Source organism: Mycobacterium sp., from assembly GCF_025933915.1.
In the GTDB taxonomy this organism is placed as follows: Bacteria; Actinomycetota; Actinomycetes; order Mycobacteriales; family Mycobacteriaceae; genus Mycobacterium.
This window is the reverse complement of sequence record NZ_JAICZA010000054.1, coordinates 12186-27586: the sequence shown is the minus strand read 5'-3', so window position 1 is coordinate 27586 and position 15401 is coordinate 12186. Positions and strand designations below refer to the sequence as shown.

Here is a 15401-nt window from a genome sequence, read left to right as displayed (position 1 = left end):
GGTAGATCGCGCGTATATCGAATTATACAGGGCCGCAAAGGATTCCATCGCCACCCGCTACGACCATGATCCCCACGATCTGGGTCTGCACGTCGCGGTCGCCGATTTGGACTACATCCAACGGGGACACGTCGGTTACCTGCTGCCACATTTGGTGGGTAGCATCTTCGCCCTCGACCCGAGTTGTCGCCGAATCATGTTCGACCCCGACCACCGCAATGCGTTGGCGCGCAAGTTCTGTGAGCGTGGCGGCTGCACATTTCTCGGCGAGCATGACATGGCGAATCGGCGCATGGCGCTCTACGTGCTGCCCCGCACCGCCGACGACGTCCCGCGCGCCTGACTCAGATCAGCCCGGCAATGCGCTGCCCGATGAACGCCGCTGCTACACCGAACGTGACGCTGACGATGATGTTGGCGAGCGCGGCGCGCAGTTGGCGCTCCTCGCCGAGTCGCTGCGTCTCCAGCATCCAGGTGGAGAACGTGGTGTAGGCGCCGACGAACGCGGTGCCGGCCAGCAGGGCCACCTCCTTGTTCAGTGCCAGGCCACTCAGAAAGCCGAGAAGTGCTGCGCCGCTGACATTCACGACGAGCGTGCCGAACGGAAATGGCCGGGAAACCCGGCGCGCCACCGCACGGTCGATGACAAAGCGAAGCACCGATCCGATGCCCCCGATGAGCGCGACGCCCACCCAGACCACGGCGGTCGTCGCCACGGTCGCGCTCACCGGCGCACTCTGACCCGGCGCACCAATTTGGTGGCAAGGTGCACCGCCAGCAGTCCCAGCACGATGCTGGTGACGGTGTAGCTGACGGCTAGTCCCCAGTGGCCGTGTTCGAGCATCTTCAGCGTCTCGACCTGCATCGTCGAAAAAGTGGTTAAACCGCCGCACAATCCGGTGCCGAGCAGGGGGCGCCGATAGCTCGACGTCGGCAATCGCTCCAGCAGTCGGGTGGTGAAGTAACCCACCAGAAACGCCCCGACGATGTTGACCGTGAATGTCGGCCAGGGCCAGCGCGCCGGGTCGCCGCCGGCGAGACTGCTCAGTGCGGCGCGGGCCAGCGAGCCCAGCGCCCCACCGGCAAACACCGCGGCCAGTTCGCGATAGTCCCGTTGAGCCACTGGGTCGGTCCCCTTCGTTTGCCGGTGCGCTACGCAGCGTATGGCGGAAGTCTCGACCGGCGCGGGCCGGGGGACCTCGGACACGGGCAGAATTGGTAACCATGGTGGCCAACCCTCGCGCCGGTCAGCCGGCCCAACCCGAAGACCTCGTCGATCTGCCCCACCTGGTGACGGCCTATTACTCGATTCAGCCCGATCCCGGCGACGTCGCCCAACAGGTGGCATTCGGCACCTCGGGTCATCGCGGGTCGTCGTTCAACGGGGCGTTCAATGAGGCCCACATCGTGGCGATCAGCCAGGCCATCGTCGAGTACCGCGCCGCTCAGGGCACCACAGGCCCGTTGTTCATCGGCCGGGACACGCACGGCCTTTCCGAGCCGGCCTGGGTCTCGGCGCTGGAGGTGCTGGCCGCCAATGATGTGGTGGTCGTCGTGGATTCCCGCGACCGGTATACGCCGACCCCCGCGATCAGCCACGCCATCCTCACCCACAACCGCGGTCGCACCGACGCGCTGGCCGACGGGATCGTCGTGACGCCGTCGCACAACCCGCCTTCGGACGGCGGCTTCAAATACAACCCGCCCAACGGCGGCCCGGCCGACACCGGCGCGACCGACGCAATCGCCAAGCGCGCCAACGAGATCCTGCGTGACGGGGCGGGCGTCAAGCGCATCCCGCTGGCCCGCGCGCTGCAGGCCGCGCAGCGCCACGATTACCTCGGCAACTATGTCGACGACCTGCCCGACGTCGTCGACATCGATGCCATCCGCGCGGCCGGGGTGCGGATCGGCGCCGACCCGCTGGGCGGGGCGAGCGTGGACTACTGGGGCGAGATCGCCGCACGGCATCGCCTGGATCTGACCGTGGTCAATCCGTTGGTCGATGCGACGTGGCGGTTCATGACGCTCGACCACGACGGCAAAATCCGGATGGATTGCAGCTCGCCGGACGCGATGGCCGGACTCATCCGCACGATGTCCGGCAGCCGCTACCAGATCGCCACCGGCAACGACGCCGACTCCGACCGCCACGGCATCGTCACCCCCGACGCGGGGCTGCTCAACCCGAACCACTACCTGGCGGTGGCCATCGAATATCTCTACACGCAGCGGCCGTCGTGGCCGGGCGGCATCGCCGTCGGCAAGACCGCGGTCAGTTCGTCCATGATCGACCGGGTGGTCGCCGGCATCGGCCGCAAGCTGGTCGAGGTGCCGGTCGGATTCAAGTGGTTCGTCGACGGCCTCATCGGGGGCACCATCGGCTTCGGCGGCGAGGAGTCGGCCGGGGCATCATTCCTGCGGCGCGACGGCTCGGTGTGGACCACCGACAAGGACGGCATCATCCTGGCGTTGCTGGCTTCTGAGATTCAGGCCGTCACGGGCGCGAGTCCCTCCCAGCGCTATCAACAGCTGACCGCCCGGTACGGCACGCCGTATTACGCGCGGGTCGACGCGCCCGCCAACCGCGACCAAAAGGCCCGGCTGGCCAAGCTGTCCGCCGATCGGGTGACCGCGACGGAATTGGCGGGGGAGCCGATCACCGCCAAGCTGACCGAGGCCCCAGGCAATGGCGCCGCATTGGGCGGATTGAAGGTGACAACGGCCAACGCATGGTTTGCTGCGCGACCGTCGGGCACCGAGGACGTGTACAAGATTTACGCGGAATCCTTCAACGGACCCGAGCATTTAGCGGAGGTGCAAGAAACTGCGCGCGAGGTAGTTAATAAAGTCATTGGGTGACCCTTTCCCCCCGCCTTGCCCGTCCGGGGGGACGCGCGCTGCGTTCGACCCGTCTACCGCGCGAAGTTTGGATCCTTAGCTGGGCAAATATCATGGTTGCGCTCGGTTACGGAGTCATTTCACCGGCGCTCCCCTCTTTCGCCCGCAGTTTCGGAGTCAGCATCAAGGCGGTGACTTTCTTGGTCACCGTCTTTTCGTTGAGCCGGCTGTGTTTTGCACCGATAAGCGGGCAACTGGTGCAGCGGCTGGGAGAGCGGCGGATCTACATCAGCGGCATGCTGATCGTTGCGGTCTCCACCGCGGCGTGTGCGTTTTCCCAGGCTTACTGGCAATTGCTGGTTTTCCGCGTCATCAGCGGCATCGGATCGACGATGTTTTACGTGTCGGCACTGGGACTGATGATCCATATCAGCCCGCCCGACTCGCGCGGACGGGTCGCGGGCCTGTTCACCACGTCGTTCATGGTGGGCGCGGTCGCCGGCCCGGCCGTCGGCGCCCTGGCGGCCGGTTGGGGGCTCACCGCACCATTCATCGTGTACGGCGTCGCGCTGCTCGGTGTGTCGGTGGTCCTGTTTTACAGCTTGCGGAATTCGGCCCTGGCCGCCCCGGGGCCGCCGACGCGATCGTCGGTGACGATGCGAGAGGCGCTGCGCTTCCGTGCCTATTGGTCGTCGCTAGGAGCCAACTTCGCGACCGGCTGGTCGGCGTTCGGCCTTCGCGTCGCCCTGGTCCCGTTGTTCATCACTGACGTCATGGGCCGCGGCGTCGGCATCATCGGCATTGCGCTCGCTGCGTTCGCCGGAGGCAACGCGCTGGCCATGATCCCCAGTGGCTACCTGTCCGACCGGATGGGACGCCGGACGTTGATGATCGTGGGCCTGGCGCTGTCCGGTGTGGCGACCATCTTCTTGGGCGCCGCGTCGTCATTAACGACGTTTCTGGCCGCGGCGGTCGCGGTCGGTGCGGTAACGGGCATCTATATGTCGCCGATGCAGGCCGCGGTCGCCGACATCCTGGGCAGCGAGGCGCGCGCGGGCAGTCCGGTGGCGGCAGTCCAGATGATGTCCGACCTGGGCGCGATCGTCGGCTCAATGACGCTCGGTTGGGTCGCCGAGCGGCTGAACTACGGTTGGGGTTTCACCATCAGCGGAGTCGTGCTGCTGATCGCCGCGGTCGGCTGGGTGGTGGCGCCGGAAACCCGCACGGTGCCCGAGCCCGAGCCCGATCACTTGCCGTCCCCGCACACGTTAAATCTGCCTGAACAGCAACTTTGAAGGACGGTTACCGGTGGTGTAGCTTCGATGAGCACGACTTGGGGCTATGGCGCAGCTGGTAGCGCACCACACTGGCAGTGTGGGGGTCAGGGGTTCGAGTCCCCTTAGCTCCACTCGCATATCCCCAGCTCAGAGACATAATTCCACGCCTTACGAAATAGTCGTCAATGCCTCGCCATGGGTCGTGATTGCTTCGATCAGGATCGCGAACTCGTCGTTGGTGAGGAACAGCATCTCGCGGCGGGTTCGTCGCGCCGCAATTGTTGCCTTCACACGGGTTAGCGGGATGCGCCTGACTCGCACCGCCGCATTGAGGGCACCGGGGCGTTTAGCCCTCGGTAGTCAAGCAAGCCCTATCGGGGGTGACCCCATGTGCTCGCTATGGGTATTCGCCGGATCACGGTCAGCTGACAGGCCCTAACACGGTGTCCTATCGCCTATCCTGAGAGCACCTGGGGGGCAGAGGGGCGGAGGGTCGGGTCACGGCCATAGCAGCGTGCCGGACGTGCGGCACTGAACCGCGTGAGGGTGCGCGGTTCTGTGACGGGTGCGGCTCGCCGGTCAAGGACATTGGTAACCGCGCGGAGTACAAGCAGGTCACCGTCCTGTTCGCCGATGTGGTGCACTCGATGGACATCGCTGCGTCGGTGGGTGCGGAGCGGCTGCGCGAGATCATGGCCGAGTTGGCCGACCGCGGTGCCGCGGTGGTGCAGCGGTACGACGGCAGGGTGGACAAGTTCACCGGCGACGGGATCATGGCGGTGTTCGGAGCGCCGGTAGCCTTGGAGGACCACGCCGTCCGGGCCTGCCTGGCGGGCTTGGGCATCCAAGAAGAGGCTGAGCGGCTTGCCGTCGAGGTCCGAGTGCGCGACGGTGTGGATTTGCAGGTCCGGGTGGGACTGAACTCCGGTGAGGTGATCGCCGGTGAAATCGGCTCGGGGCCGTTCGGTTACACCGCCGTCGGTCAGCAAGTCGGGATGGCGCAACGGATGGAGTCGGCGGCTCCCCCGGGTGGGGTGATGCTGAGCGCGTCCACGGCACGACTGGTTGAGGGCGCAGCGACCCTCGGTGAGCCGGAGCTGGTGCAGATCAAAGGTGTCGATGAGCCGGTGGCGGCTCACCAGCTAGTGGGCATGGGAGAACGGCATCGCCCTGGCGGGCGCGCTGAGTCCAACCTGGTAGGTCGGCGCTGGGAGATGTCCGCCGTCGAGGGGTTGTTGGAGCGTGCCATTGAGGAGCACGGCGCGGTGGTCGGTGTGGTGGGGCCGCCCGGCATCGGCAAGAGTCGTCTGGTGCGCGAGGTGGCGGCGATGGCGGCCACCCGGCGTGTGGAGGTGTTCAGCGCCTTTTGCGAGTCGCACACCAGCCAGGTCCCCTTTCATGCGGTGGCACGGCTGCTGCGCGCGATTACCGGCATCACCGGGCTTGACCCGCTGGCCGCACGCGCGCGGATACGGGCTCAATTTCCTAGTTCGGAGCCCGAGGACTTGGTGCTTTTTGACGACCTGCTGGGCGTCGCCGATCCCGAGGTCGAACTGCCTAAGATCGACCCGGATGCGCGGCGGCGGCGGCTGACCGCGCTGGTCAACGCCGCCTCGTTGGCCCGCGAAACCCCGGCGGTCTATGTCGTGGAGGACGCCCACTGGATCGACGAGGTCAGCGAGTCGATGCTGGCCGACTTCGTCAGGGTGATCCCGCAGACGCCCTCGCTCGTGCTGGTCAGCTACCGGCCGGAGTACGAAGGCCCGCTGGGTCGGGTTGGCGGTGCTCCAACCATTGCCCTTGCGCCGCTGAGTAATTCAGAGACCACGGCGCTGGTCGCCGGGATGCTCGGCCAGGATCCCTCGGTTAATGCACTGGGCCACAAGATCGCCGACCGGGCCGCCGGCAACCCGTTTTTCGCTGAGGAGATCGTGCGCGACCTGGCCGAGCGCGGCGTACTGCGTGGTGAGCCAGGCGCATACATCTCGGCGGTAGAGGTTGACGAGGTCAGCGTTCCGGCGACCCTGCAGGCAACCATCGCCGCGCGCATCGACCGCCTTGACCCGGCGGCAAAGCGCGCCTTGAGTGCTGCGGCGGTGATCGGTTCGCGCTTCAGCCGGGGCTTGCTGGAAACGCTCGGGATTGATCCCACCCTGTCGGATTTGCTGGCGGCCGAGCTGATCGACCAGATCACATTCACCGGAGACCCCGAGTATGTGTTCCACCACCCGCTGATCCGGACAGTGGCCTATGAGTCACAGCTGAAGTCGGATCGGGCGGAGTTGCACCGGCGCGTCGCGGCCGCAATCAAAGCACGTGACCCTGCCTCGGCTGATGAAAGTGCCGCCATGATTGCCGAACATCTGGAGGCCGCTGGTGATAGGCACGCGGCCTACGGCTGGCACATGCGCGCGGCTACGTGGGCGACCAACCGCGACATCACCGCGGCGCGACAAAGTTGGGAGCGCGCCCAAAAGATTGCCGACGCATTACCCGCAGAGGGCCCCAACGGGGCAGCCATGCGCATTGCTCCTCGCACGATGTTGTGCGGGATCGCCTGGCGAGTCCACGTGAATGTTGCCGGTGACCGCTTTGATGAACTGCGGGAGTTGTGCGCCGCCGTCGAGGACAAAGCCTCACTGGCCATTGCCATGGCAGGGCTTGTGATGGATCACGCGTATCGGGACCGGATGCGTGAGGCGTCGCAGCTGGCATCGGAAGCCTGGACCCTCATCGAGTCAATCGGCGATGAGACCTTCATCGTGGGGCTGTCTGTGCCGATGATCTACGCAAAGGCTGAATGCATCGAGGCTAATGACGTGGAGCGATGGTCACAGAGGGTCATCGACCTGGCCAATGGTGACTCGTCGAAAGGCAACTTCATCATCGGTTGTCCATTAGCGCTCGCGTTCACCATGCGCGGTATTGGCCGGTACTTTCTGGGTCGTCCTGGATGGCGCGAGGACCTGAAGGGGGGCCTGGCCATGGCTCGCAGCGATCCCCTGTCCTACGCCATGGTCGTCGCCTATGCCTATTTCCCGGGCATAGCGACTGGCTCCCTGCGGCCCGACGATTCCGCGATGCACGAGATCGAGGATGCCGTACAGATCGCCGAACGATCCGGAGATGATCTCGCAGTGTCCAATGCCCGGGCGACAATGGGCATGGCACTGATACACCGCCACACGGCTGCGGAGCGCGACCTCGGACACAGGCTCCTGGCCGAGGTCGCCGAGGTGTTCCTGCGAGGGGGGCACAACCTAGCCGAGGTACCGATGATCAATCTCTACTTGGCACATGAGAGGGCTCGGCGTGAAGATCGCGATGGCGCCATACCGCTTGGGCGCGCCGCCGTTGACCATCTATTCCGCGGTGAACAGCTGCTGGCGTGGGGCATTCCTGCGACCGGTGTTCTGGTGGAGACACTTCTCGACAGCGGGTCCGACGATTACCTGGTCGAAGCGGAAGCCGCAACCGAGCGGTTAGCAGCCGCGCCAGCCGATGAGGGTCTGGTGATACGTGACATCTGGCTGTTGCGGCTGCAGGCTCTGCTGGCGGGGGCTCACGGCGATGCCGTGACGTACGCGGACTTCAGGGATCGCTACCGCGACATGGCGAAAACGCTTGGTTTCGAGGGACATATGGACTGGGCCGAGGCGATGCCATGACGACGACCGCTCCTTCGGGGGTGGTGACCTTTCTGTGTACCGACGTTGAAGGTTCGATCCGTCGGTGGGAGGCCGACGCCGATGGAATCCCGAAGGCCCTAGTCGCCCATGCAGCTCCCCGGATTGGCCTGTGCCCCATAACACTCCGAGTCGGCTTGGATGATGCGACCTGACCAGGGCTGGTGTCAGTGCTGATTGGTGCAGTCGCCGATGGCGTTGCGGGCAGTGGTTGTGGCGGGGTGATCAGTGACCGACAAGCTGGATCGACACGAAAAGCACCCCCTGTAGAACGCCGCTGTGTGGTGGACGTCTGGGACAGAGTTCAGGCCGACACCACCACTCAGGACAGTGGCGGACGGAGGATGACCCGGGGTGCACGCAAAACTTCCAGGTCGCCACGACGGTGGGGATCAGTAGTGTCTGATGCGTTCTTTCGGACCTTCGTTAAGCGTCTGGGCAGAGGTAGCGGTAGAGCGGTGTAGACGATGTCTTCCGACGTCGCCTTGCTTATGGGCAGTACGCCCTCTTGGCTGCGGCGATGATCCAACTCGCGTCGGCGCGGCTGACGTTGCCAGATACGGCCCCGGCCACATCCAGCTCGGTGCTGATCTCGTCCTTGCCCGCAGCCAGTTCCTGGCAGGCCATGTGACCGGCGGCAACGGCAGTGTTCATGTCGGAGATGTGCTGGCTGACGTTGTGGCTGTCCAGGTAGGCGATGAACATCTGATCCTGCGTGTTCGCCTGCGCGAGCGGGGTGAAGGCGATACCCGCCGTAAGGACGGCCGGTATCAGCACTGTTTTCTTCATCCTGTCTCCTAACCGCTGTTTGTCACCATGGCGGCACCCTTGTGGTTCGGGTCCGGAACTATGTCCCCCGAGCAGGGCACTTGGTTGGTGGCAATCGACATGACGTGGCAGTGGGGCGTCTTCGACATGAGCGGGCTCGCTCCAGGGCTGGCGCAGTCAAATCCCGACTGCATCAGGGCAGCCGGGTCGGTGACCCCCGCGTTCTGCAACGCGCTGGTGCAGTCGACGCAGATTTGCCCACCCTGCTTGCAGGGTGGCACTGAACTGTTGGCGACTTGAGGGCCGTTGTACTGCTCGCAAATCTGCTTCGTAGTTCCGCTGACCGGATCAAGGACCATAGAGCAGGCGGGGTTGGCGTGGGGGGCGACGCTCGTCAGCACCCCGTACGGTGCGAGGCCTATGGCGGCGGCGGCGATCAGGGTCCTCATGGGTGCTGCGCTCCATTTACTTCGTCCTGGCACCGCTGGATGTCGCCGGGGATCTGATACTGCGCGCACCGTGGGTCCTGCGCGCCTTGGGGTGGCAAAACGGGCACCACTCCCGGCGGTGGCGCTGCGGGCACACCAGCCGCCCTCGCAGACGCGAGGCACGCCCCTACGATCTGGGACTGGACGCTGGCGGGAAGGGTGTAAAAGCTTGGCGCTTGCACCGAGCACGCGGGAGCGGCGTTGGCTGTCCCCGTTGTGAATGGTGCAAATCCGATACCGATGGCGGCTGCCGCCGTGCCGATGACCAGCGTTCTCATCACGCGGGTCCCCTCTCGCGGCGCTCACGATCCCGCGCCTTCAGGTCTCTGATCTGTAGCTTCCGCAGCTGGTGTTGCTTGCGGACCTGGTAGATAAAGAACCCCGGCATCCCGACGAAGATAAAGAGGATGACGAGTACGACTATTACAGATCCCATTTCGCTCCTACCTTCCGTCCGACGGGCGTTTGGCGGTACCGACACATTGCCACACTTGTGATGAAAATCATATGGGTTTTGGCAAACCGCCTTGACGTTTACTCCGCAAGCTGGTATTTGTCGGCGACCCCGGTGAGCGCCGCGAGGCAGGTCCTGAGTGTTGACCAGCCGAGGACATGGCATCGATGCCATGGACGGTTCGCCGATTGGTGGGGCTCGACCCAGGGCCGGCAGATGCCCCCGGTCGTGGATGCCTGGGATCGGACGCCTGCTTCACTCTTGACGCCGTCAAGACCCGAAAACAAACCGCAGGTAACGAATCGGACCGAACCGGAACGAGACGGAGCTAAACACCAGTTAAGCCAGTGTTTCGCCTGGTCAAAGCAGGGGTTCGAGTCCCCTTAGCTCCACCCGAATAAATGCAGGTCAAAGAGATAAATCTACTGGGCGCAGATCTGTGCCAAGACTCTCGGTGCGCAACATCGATCACGTGGCTTGAGACGACGCACTCGGCGCCGTGAGGCGCGCAAGTGGACGATGCGGTCCGCATGGCACCAGGCTCAGGGATGTAGGTTCCACTGACCGCAATCCTGGGCAAGGACGTCGTTGACGTCGACTTCGAGTCCCCCGACTACTGGGCCAGGATTCGACGCGGTACTTACCACGCGTTGGTAGAGAACCGCGGTGGGCTCGACCTGACCGCGGGACCAGGACCGGGTCTGCCACGCCCACCGGTGGCCAGGAGTGCGCGAACTTCCGATGACGCCATCGGCGGCGGCCCATCGGCACACATCGATACCGCCGTAGACGCCGGTGCGCTGCACTCCCAGTACCGAATTGATTCCGCGAAACCACTTGAGTGCCAAATTGTTCCAGGTGTCGTGGTTTATGTCCTCGTCGATGCTAAAGAAGATCGGGGCACTCTGACCGCCACCCGCCGCGGTATGCAGCTTCCAGGCGGTGCGAGCATCGGCGACGCCGCCCTCGAATCCGCGCCTGAAGTCCGATGGTGCTGTCCCGCCTGGCTTGCCGTATTGGTAATTGCTGACGATCATCAGCCCGGCAGCGGTCAGCTGCTCGGCGTAAGGCCGGGTGATCGGCTTGGCACCCATGGACGAGCCGGGGCGCGACAGCGACACGTAGTTGATGACCCCGGAGTAGCCGGCAGCTCGAATATGCTCCGCTGAAACTTGGCGCATGGCAAAGTCGATCAGTCTGGGAGGGGCGGCAGCCGCCGCGGGGACGGCGACACTTGCCGATGCCGCAAACACACCCGACAGCGCAGACATAGCGATGGCGTAGCGCAATACGTCGCGCCGGGGAATAGCGCGTGATCGCTGGAGGCACACATCGACCGACAAATCCTGCATCGCGTGATGCTAAATATGTGACTTTGATGAACAGAAGTAGTGGGCAGTAGTCGATATCAAATCGGTCTTTGTGGTTCACCGGTCTGAGTTAATGGCTGTAGCGGCGGCGACGATTCTGTTGGTTCTGCGTTCTGAGCCGAACGGGGTGTCGGTGCAGGCGCTTGGCGCCAGTGTTTTACCTGGTCAATACGGGGTTCGAGTCCACTTAGCTCCACCCAAAAGAAGCGCGCCGCGCGCCGACCGAATTTGGGTTAGCAGAAGGCGGCGGTCAAGAAACTTCCGCCGGCCACGAGCGCGATGATAAGCGCGGCGGTCTCGTGTCCCGTAGACGCGGTGGCAACGACGCCGACGATCGCGCAGATAAATATGGTGACGGCCAAAAACGCCGTGAGCAGCCGGTGTGAATTGACCGCTGCTCCAGAACGAGGCGCCACGACGGCCTTGCTCGGATGATCCACGCCAACCATGAAATCTCCTATGGTGTGATGCCCGCAACATATCACGCATAAATGTGGTCTGCATCACATCACCGACGCGTCGCGCTGCCGCACTCGCTGACGCGGAGTCACGCGCCGGTCGACGGCAACAAGCGAGTTGGGTGGACGGCCTGCCGGACGTTCGATCGCTACCATCGCCTGGTCGGAAGAACATCGAAGCGACGCGGAGAGGTCGAGTTGACCTACCTACCACCCACCAAAGTCATCGTATGGGGCACCGGCGCGGTCGGCCGCGAGATGATCACGACGATCATCGACCACCGGCCGGATCTCCAAATCGTTGGCGCCCGCGTGTATTCCGACGACAAGGACGGAGCCGACGTCGGCACATTGGTGGGCCGCAACCCCATCGGCGTCGCCGCTTCCACCGATGTCGGCAAGATCCTGGCGACGCGGGCGGATTGCGTCCTCTACACCCCGCGGCATACCAGCATCGACGACGTGTGTGCGCTTCTTGCCAGCGGCAAAAACGTTGCCACCACGGCCTTCTTGTTTCACCCGCGGCGGATCGCACCATCTGAAACCGAGCGCGTACTCGATGCCTGTCGCCGTGGCGAATCCAGTGTGCACGGCAGCGGCCTGAACCCCGGCAACCTTTCCGGTGTTCTGCCGCTGGCGTTGTCGGGGATGAGTCGCACCATCGACAAGATCACCGTGCAGGAACGGGCCGACTGGTCGGTGTACGAGAGCACCTCGATCACGTTCGACGGCATGGCATTTGGTCGGCCCGTAGACGAGATCAATCCGACCACCAATGAGTTCCTGGCGTTCAACAGTGCTCTGTTCACCGAACAGGTGTGGTTTCTCGCCGACGAACTGAACGCCGGCATCGACGAGGTCACCGCCACGGTGGAGGCTGTGCCCGCGAAGGCCGATCACCAGATCTTCGATCACGTGCTGCGCGCTGGGACCACGGCGGGACAACGATGGAGCTGGTCGGGACGGCGCGACGGTGACGTTCTCATCGAGATCGAAGCGCTGTGGACCGTCGGCGGCGAGTACCCAGAGCATTGGCCCACGCCCGTACACGGCTGGACATTGACCATCGAAGGCGACCCGTCGATGCGCGCCCACTTCTTCTGCCTGGCCAGCTTCGGCCGCGCGGCCGGCATCGAGGAGCACGTCCGCTCGGCGAGCGTGGCCACCGCCATGCAGGTTCTCAACGCGGTGCGGGCAGTGTGCGCCGCGCCTGCGGGCTTCGCGACGATGGCAGACCTGCCTCTGATCCGCAGCCACACCGGCTTCGGCAACACGGCGAGGCGCGATACGCGCTGATCGGCGACGACGTCGTTATCTGGCGGAGACCGCCGATTAGGTTTTCGCCTCGAGGCGCATTACTCTAGCCCGCGGTTCGATTGCGACTCAGGAAAGCAGCCATGCCTGTTCAGCCCACTTTGCTGCGCCGACAAGCGTTGCGCGGTGCCCGTCGACAGCGCGTCGCGTCGCGCGTGAAGTGTCCGATGGTCGGTCAGTGCTTCGACATCGAAATCACTCGCGACGCGAACGGATGGATGATCCGAATTCCCGAGCTAAGCAGGGACACTCGCGCCACCAGCCGGGCCATTGTGGAACTTGCGGCACGGGAATGCATCGCAACCTTCACGGGCATCCCCATCGGTTATGTCGCTGTCTTTGTCGTGAGTGAGACCGACTAACCGCGAATCTCGGCGCGTTGTTCTCGGGCGGCCTGCAGGATCGAGCCCGCGGTGAGAAACGCGGGCTTGTCGCGGTCCGCGGGGGCGACGGGCAGCCCGGCCGCACAGCGCAGCACCATCAGAGCGAGCGCACTGTACGTCGCATAAGGGACGATCAAGAGATTCACCCGGGCATCAACGCCGTTCAACGTCATCACGTGCTGGCGCTTGTGCTCCCACCCGTGCCAGTTGAAATCGGGCGGTCGTTGTAACGGTGGCCAGTTGACGTTGATCGAGGAGATGCCGCCGAGCAGGGGTGTCAGTGCCGCGACGACGCCGGGTAATTCGTTGGTAATGCGGTCCGCCCGTGGCCACCACGCGCCGTCGATGTCGCGACCCAACTCTTGAGCCACAGAGAGCCGGACGGGAACGGCCGGGCGTCGGCCCGCTTGCAGATACGTCATCGCGTCACAAAACGGGTCAGGATCAACGCCACCGTCAGCGCCGTGCGGTACACAGATTGTTCCTTCACCTCGGCATCGCTCGTCCGCGACCGCGTGGCGAGTGGAGAATCACATTGCCCGGGGTGTCGTCCGCGCCTATCGCGGTGGAACACCGCTGAAACAACGAAACGGCTCACCTTCGACGGTACTCCACCAGCGGTTCTTGGCCCGCCGAAGGGGCGATGGTCAGGTGACCAGCGGCAGCGCGAAAGCACGGCGCAGCTTGCCCGACGGCGTCTTGGGAATCGCACCCGCGGCCAGCACCACCACATTGCGTGGCCGCGCCGCGACCTCGGCGACGACCTCGTGAGCAACCTCATGCTTGATGCGACGCACCTGTGCGGGGTCGTCGACGTCGTTCGACTCGACCGCAACGGCAAACGATTCGCGTGACCGCCCGGCGTCGAGCCGCACGGCCGCCACACACCCGGCTCGCACACCGGCGACCCGCCCGGCGGCGCGTTCGACATCACCGGGGTAGATGTTGCGTCCCGCCATGATGATGACGTCCTTGGCCCGGCCACAGACCACCACGTGGCCCTGCTCGGTGAGATAACCAAGATCCCCGGTGTTCAACCACCCCTGCTCGTCTTGGGCGGCGACAAACCCGGCCGTCGTGACATATCCGGATGTGACTGGCTCTCCCCGCAACTCGATGAGTCCCACACCTCGGGTCGGCTGGATGGCGCCGTCCTCATCAACGATGCGGGCCTGGATGCCGTTCAGCAGCGGCCCCAGTGATGCCAGGCGGCACGTGCGGCCGGTGGTGGCGGGCACTGCGCGGCGCAGCGCCGCCAGCATGTCGGCGTCCACCTCGTCAACGACCAATCCCAGTCCGCACTCCGAAAACGACACCGCCACAGTCGTTTCGGCCATGCCATATGCGGGCAGGATCGCCCCTGGACGCAACCCGAACGGTGCCCCAGCGGCACAGAGCTCCTCGACATCGGCCGGTTCGACCTGTTCGGAACCCGATAACGCCCACCGCAACGACGACAGATCAAAATCACCGGCCTTGGCATGCCGGCGTAGCCGCTTGGCCAGTAATGCATAGGCAAAATTAGGTGCCGCGGTCATCGTCGCCCGGTATTTGTGGATCAGCTTGGGCCACAACAAGATATCGGACAGAAAGTCCATCGGGGTGATCTTGACCAACTCGGCACCGAATAACATTGGCACCGCCAAAAACCCGGTCATACCCATGTCGTGGAATAGCGGCAACCAGCTCACGATCACATCGGTATCGAGGTCGTACTGGGCGCCGACGAACATCGCCTCGGCGTTGGCCATCACGTTCGCATGGGTGATCATCACCGCTTTGGGGCAATCCGTCGAGCCCGAGGTCAACTGCAGAAGCGCCAGATCGTTCTCATCGCTGTCGACAACCTTAGCCGGTGCGGCGCTTACTAACTCGGCCATCGTCAGCACTGCGGCGCCGTGCTCGGCCAACACGTCGAGGACTGCCATGAACGGATCTGACACGATCACGACGCTTGCCTCGATCATGGTGATGACCGCCAATGTTTCGTGCACCCATGCCTGCAGATCCGTGCGTGGCGTCGGCTGATGCAGCATGGTCAAACACGCGCCGCGCAGCCACACGCCCTGCGCGATCGGCGCGACTTCTACTGGGGCCCCGGCCAGCACCCCGACCCGATCACCCGGGCCCACGCGGAACGCGGCCAATCCGCCGGCTACCCGCCGGGCGCTCTGATGAACGTCGCCCCAGGTAGACCGGACCGGTGAACCGGGCTCCCCGGTCACCAGGCCATGAGTACTACACTCCGCGGCGCTGAGCATCGCATCAACGAATCTGCTCACCGTCACCTCCCCCTGTGTCAGGCCACGCACAGGCCTGTTTTGGTCATCTCGGGACGTATGAGGTGCCGAAGACATGTTAC

15 protein-coding genes and 2 tRNA genes are annotated in these 15401 nt (G+C 64.4%); 8 read left to right on the top strand and 9 right to left on the bottom strand.

Translation table 11 applies throughout. From position 1 onward, the window contains the following. Window positions 1-343, top strand: a 343-nt coding sequence (locus Q0W90_RS11095) for a GNAT family N-acetyltransferase (protein WP_297774539.1), incomplete at its 5' end; no start/stop codon positions are given. 1 nt (window position 344) lies between these two features. On the opposite strand, the gene crcB (Q0W90_RS11090) is transcribed toward Q0W90_RS11095, so the two are convergent. Beyond that, window positions 345-728: a fluoride efflux transporter CrcB gene (gene crcB, locus Q0W90_RS11090; protein ID WP_297774537.1), complete on the bottom strand. Its 384-nt coding sequence runs from the start codon at window positions 726-728 to the stop codon at window positions 345-347. Beyond that, on the bottom strand, window positions 725-1123 hold the full coding sequence (crcB, locus tag Q0W90_RS11085) for a fluoride efflux transporter CrcB (RefSeq protein ID WP_297593872.1): 399 nt from the start codon (window positions 1121-1123) through the stop codon (window positions 725-727). The genes crcB (Q0W90_RS11090) and crcB (Q0W90_RS11085) overlap by 4 nt, the downstream gene beginning before the upstream one ends. Before the next feature lie 101 nt (window positions 1124-1224). On the opposite strand from crcB (Q0W90_RS11085), the gene pgm reads away from it, so the two are divergent. The 3 genes from pgm to Q0W90_RS11070 all read left to right on the top strand — a co-directional run bounded on the left by pgm (window position 1225) and on the right by Q0W90_RS11070 (window position 4249). After that, entirely contained in the window at window positions 1225-2862 is a 1638-nt protein-coding gene (gene pgm / locus Q0W90_RS11080; protein ID WP_297774535.1) for a phosphoglucomutase (alpha-D-glucose-1,6-bisphosphate-dependent), read from the top strand. Continuing rightward, complete coding sequence (locus tag Q0W90_RS11075) at window positions 2859-4136, top strand: MFS transporter (protein WP_297593876.1); 1278 nt, start codon at window positions 2859-2861, stop codon at window positions 4134-4136. The genes pgm and Q0W90_RS11075 overlap by 4 nt, the downstream gene beginning before the upstream one ends. A 40-nt stretch (window positions 4137-4176) precedes the next feature. Continuing rightward, window positions 4177-4249, top strand: a tRNA-Ala gene (locus Q0W90_RS11070). Between the two features lie 37 nt (window positions 4250-4286). Here Q0W90_RS11070 and Q0W90_RS11065 read toward each other — a convergent pair. Continuing rightward, a complete protein-coding gene (locus Q0W90_RS11065) occupies window positions 4287-4409 on the bottom strand; it encodes a hypothetical protein (RefSeq protein WP_297774533.1) in 123 nt (40 codons plus the stop codon). Between the two features lie 215 nt (window positions 4410-4624). Between Q0W90_RS11065 and Q0W90_RS11060 the strand changes: the two genes are divergently transcribed. Continuing rightward, window positions 4625-7786, top strand: coding sequence for an adenylate/guanylate cyclase domain-containing protein (locus Q0W90_RS11060; RefSeq protein ID WP_297774541.1), 3162 nt, complete (start codon window positions 4625-4627; stop codon window positions 7784-7786). Window positions 7787-8293: 507 nt separating this feature from the next. Here the strand turns inward: Q0W90_RS11060 and Q0W90_RS11055 are convergent. Both Q0W90_RS11055 and Q0W90_RS11050 read right to left on the bottom strand, forming a co-directional pair. Beyond that, on the bottom strand, window positions 8294-8593 hold the full coding sequence (locus tag Q0W90_RS11055; RefSeq protein ID WP_297774531.1) for a DUF732 domain-containing protein: 300 nt from the start codon (window positions 8591-8593) through the stop codon (window positions 8294-8296). Window positions 8594-9337: 744 nt separating this feature from the next. Next, window positions 9338-9496, bottom strand: a complete 159-nt coding sequence (locus Q0W90_RS11050) for a hypothetical protein (protein ID WP_297774530.1) — start codon at window positions 9494-9496, stop codon at window positions 9338-9340. A 342-nt stretch (window positions 9497-9838) separates the two neighbouring features. Between Q0W90_RS11050 and Q0W90_RS11045 the strand changes: the two genes are divergently transcribed. Next, window positions 9839-9906 (top strand) — tRNA-OTHER (locus Q0W90_RS11045). 150 nt (window positions 9907-10056) lie between these two features. Here Q0W90_RS11045 and Q0W90_RS11040 read toward each other — a convergent pair. Next, complete coding sequence (locus tag Q0W90_RS11040) at window positions 10057-10866, bottom strand: DUF1906 domain-containing protein (protein WP_297700016.1); 810 nt, start codon at window positions 10864-10866, stop codon at window positions 10057-10059. 251 nt (window positions 10867-11117) lie between these two features. Further along, on the bottom strand, window positions 11118-11333 hold the full coding sequence (locus Q0W90_RS11035) for a hypothetical protein (protein WP_297593880.1): 216 nt from the start codon (window positions 11331-11333) through the stop codon (window positions 11118-11120). Window positions 11334-11540: 207 nt separating this feature from the next. Between Q0W90_RS11035 and Q0W90_RS11030 the strand changes: the two genes are divergently transcribed. Next, window positions 11541-12638 (top strand): dihydrodipicolinate reductase, encoded by a 1098-nt coding sequence (locus Q0W90_RS11030; protein ID WP_297593882.1) that lies wholly within the window; start codon window positions 11541-11543, stop codon window positions 12636-12638. Between the two features lie 185 nt (window positions 12639-12823). Beyond that, window positions 12824-13018, top strand: coding sequence for a long chain fatty acid-CoA synthetase Faa4p (locus tag Q0W90_RS11025; RefSeq protein ID WP_297593938.1), 195 nt, complete (start codon window positions 12824-12826; stop codon window positions 13016-13018). Here Q0W90_RS11025 and Q0W90_RS11020 read toward each other — a convergent pair. Together Q0W90_RS11020 and Q0W90_RS11015 are read right to left on the bottom strand one after the other, a co-directional pair. Beyond that, the gene (locus tag Q0W90_RS11020) at window positions 13015-13461 is read right to left on the bottom strand and encodes a DUF5994 family protein (protein WP_297593884.1); all 447 of its coding nucleotides are present in this window, start codon (window positions 13459-13461) and stop codon (window positions 13015-13017) included. The two genes, Q0W90_RS11025 and Q0W90_RS11020, sit on opposite strands and share 4 nt — an antisense overlap. Window positions 13462-13686: 225 nt before the next feature. Further along, the gene (locus Q0W90_RS11015) at window positions 13687-15321 is read right to left on the bottom strand and encodes a fatty acyl-AMP ligase (RefSeq protein ID WP_297774527.1); all 1635 of its coding nucleotides are present in this window, start codon (window positions 15319-15321) and stop codon (window positions 13687-13689) included. Window positions 15322-15401: the final 80 nt, after the last annotated feature.

Excerpts from the sequence above, each read along its gene's own strand:
- Q0W90_RS11020 (WP_297593884.1), bottom strand. The coding sequence starts at position 13,461 with ATGACGTATCTGCAAGCGGGCCGACGCCCGGCCGTTCCCGTCCGGCTC.
- pgm (WP_297774535.1), top strand. The coding sequence starts at position 1,225 with ATGGTGGCCAACCCTCGCGCCGGTCAGCCGGCCCAACCCGAAGACCTC.
- Q0W90_RS11025 (WP_297593938.1), top strand. The coding sequence starts at position 12,824 with ATGGTCGGTCAGTGCTTCGACATCGAAATCACTCGCGACGCGAACGGA.
- Q0W90_RS11050 (WP_297774530.1), bottom strand. The coding sequence starts at position 9,496 with ATGGGATCTGTAATAGTCGTACTCGTCATCCTCTTTATCTTCGTCGGG.
- Q0W90_RS11040 (WP_297700016.1), bottom strand. The coding sequence starts at position 10,866 with ATGCAGGATTTGTCGGTCGATGTGTGCCTCCAGCGATCACGCGCTATT.
- Q0W90_RS11035 (WP_297593880.1), bottom strand. The coding sequence starts at position 11,333 with ATGGTTGGCGTGGATCATCCGAGCAAGGCCGTCGTGGCGCCTCGTTCT.
- Q0W90_RS11055 (WP_297774531.1), bottom strand. The coding sequence starts at position 8,593 with ATGAAGAAAACAGTGCTGATACCGGCCGTCCTTACGGCGGGTATCGCC.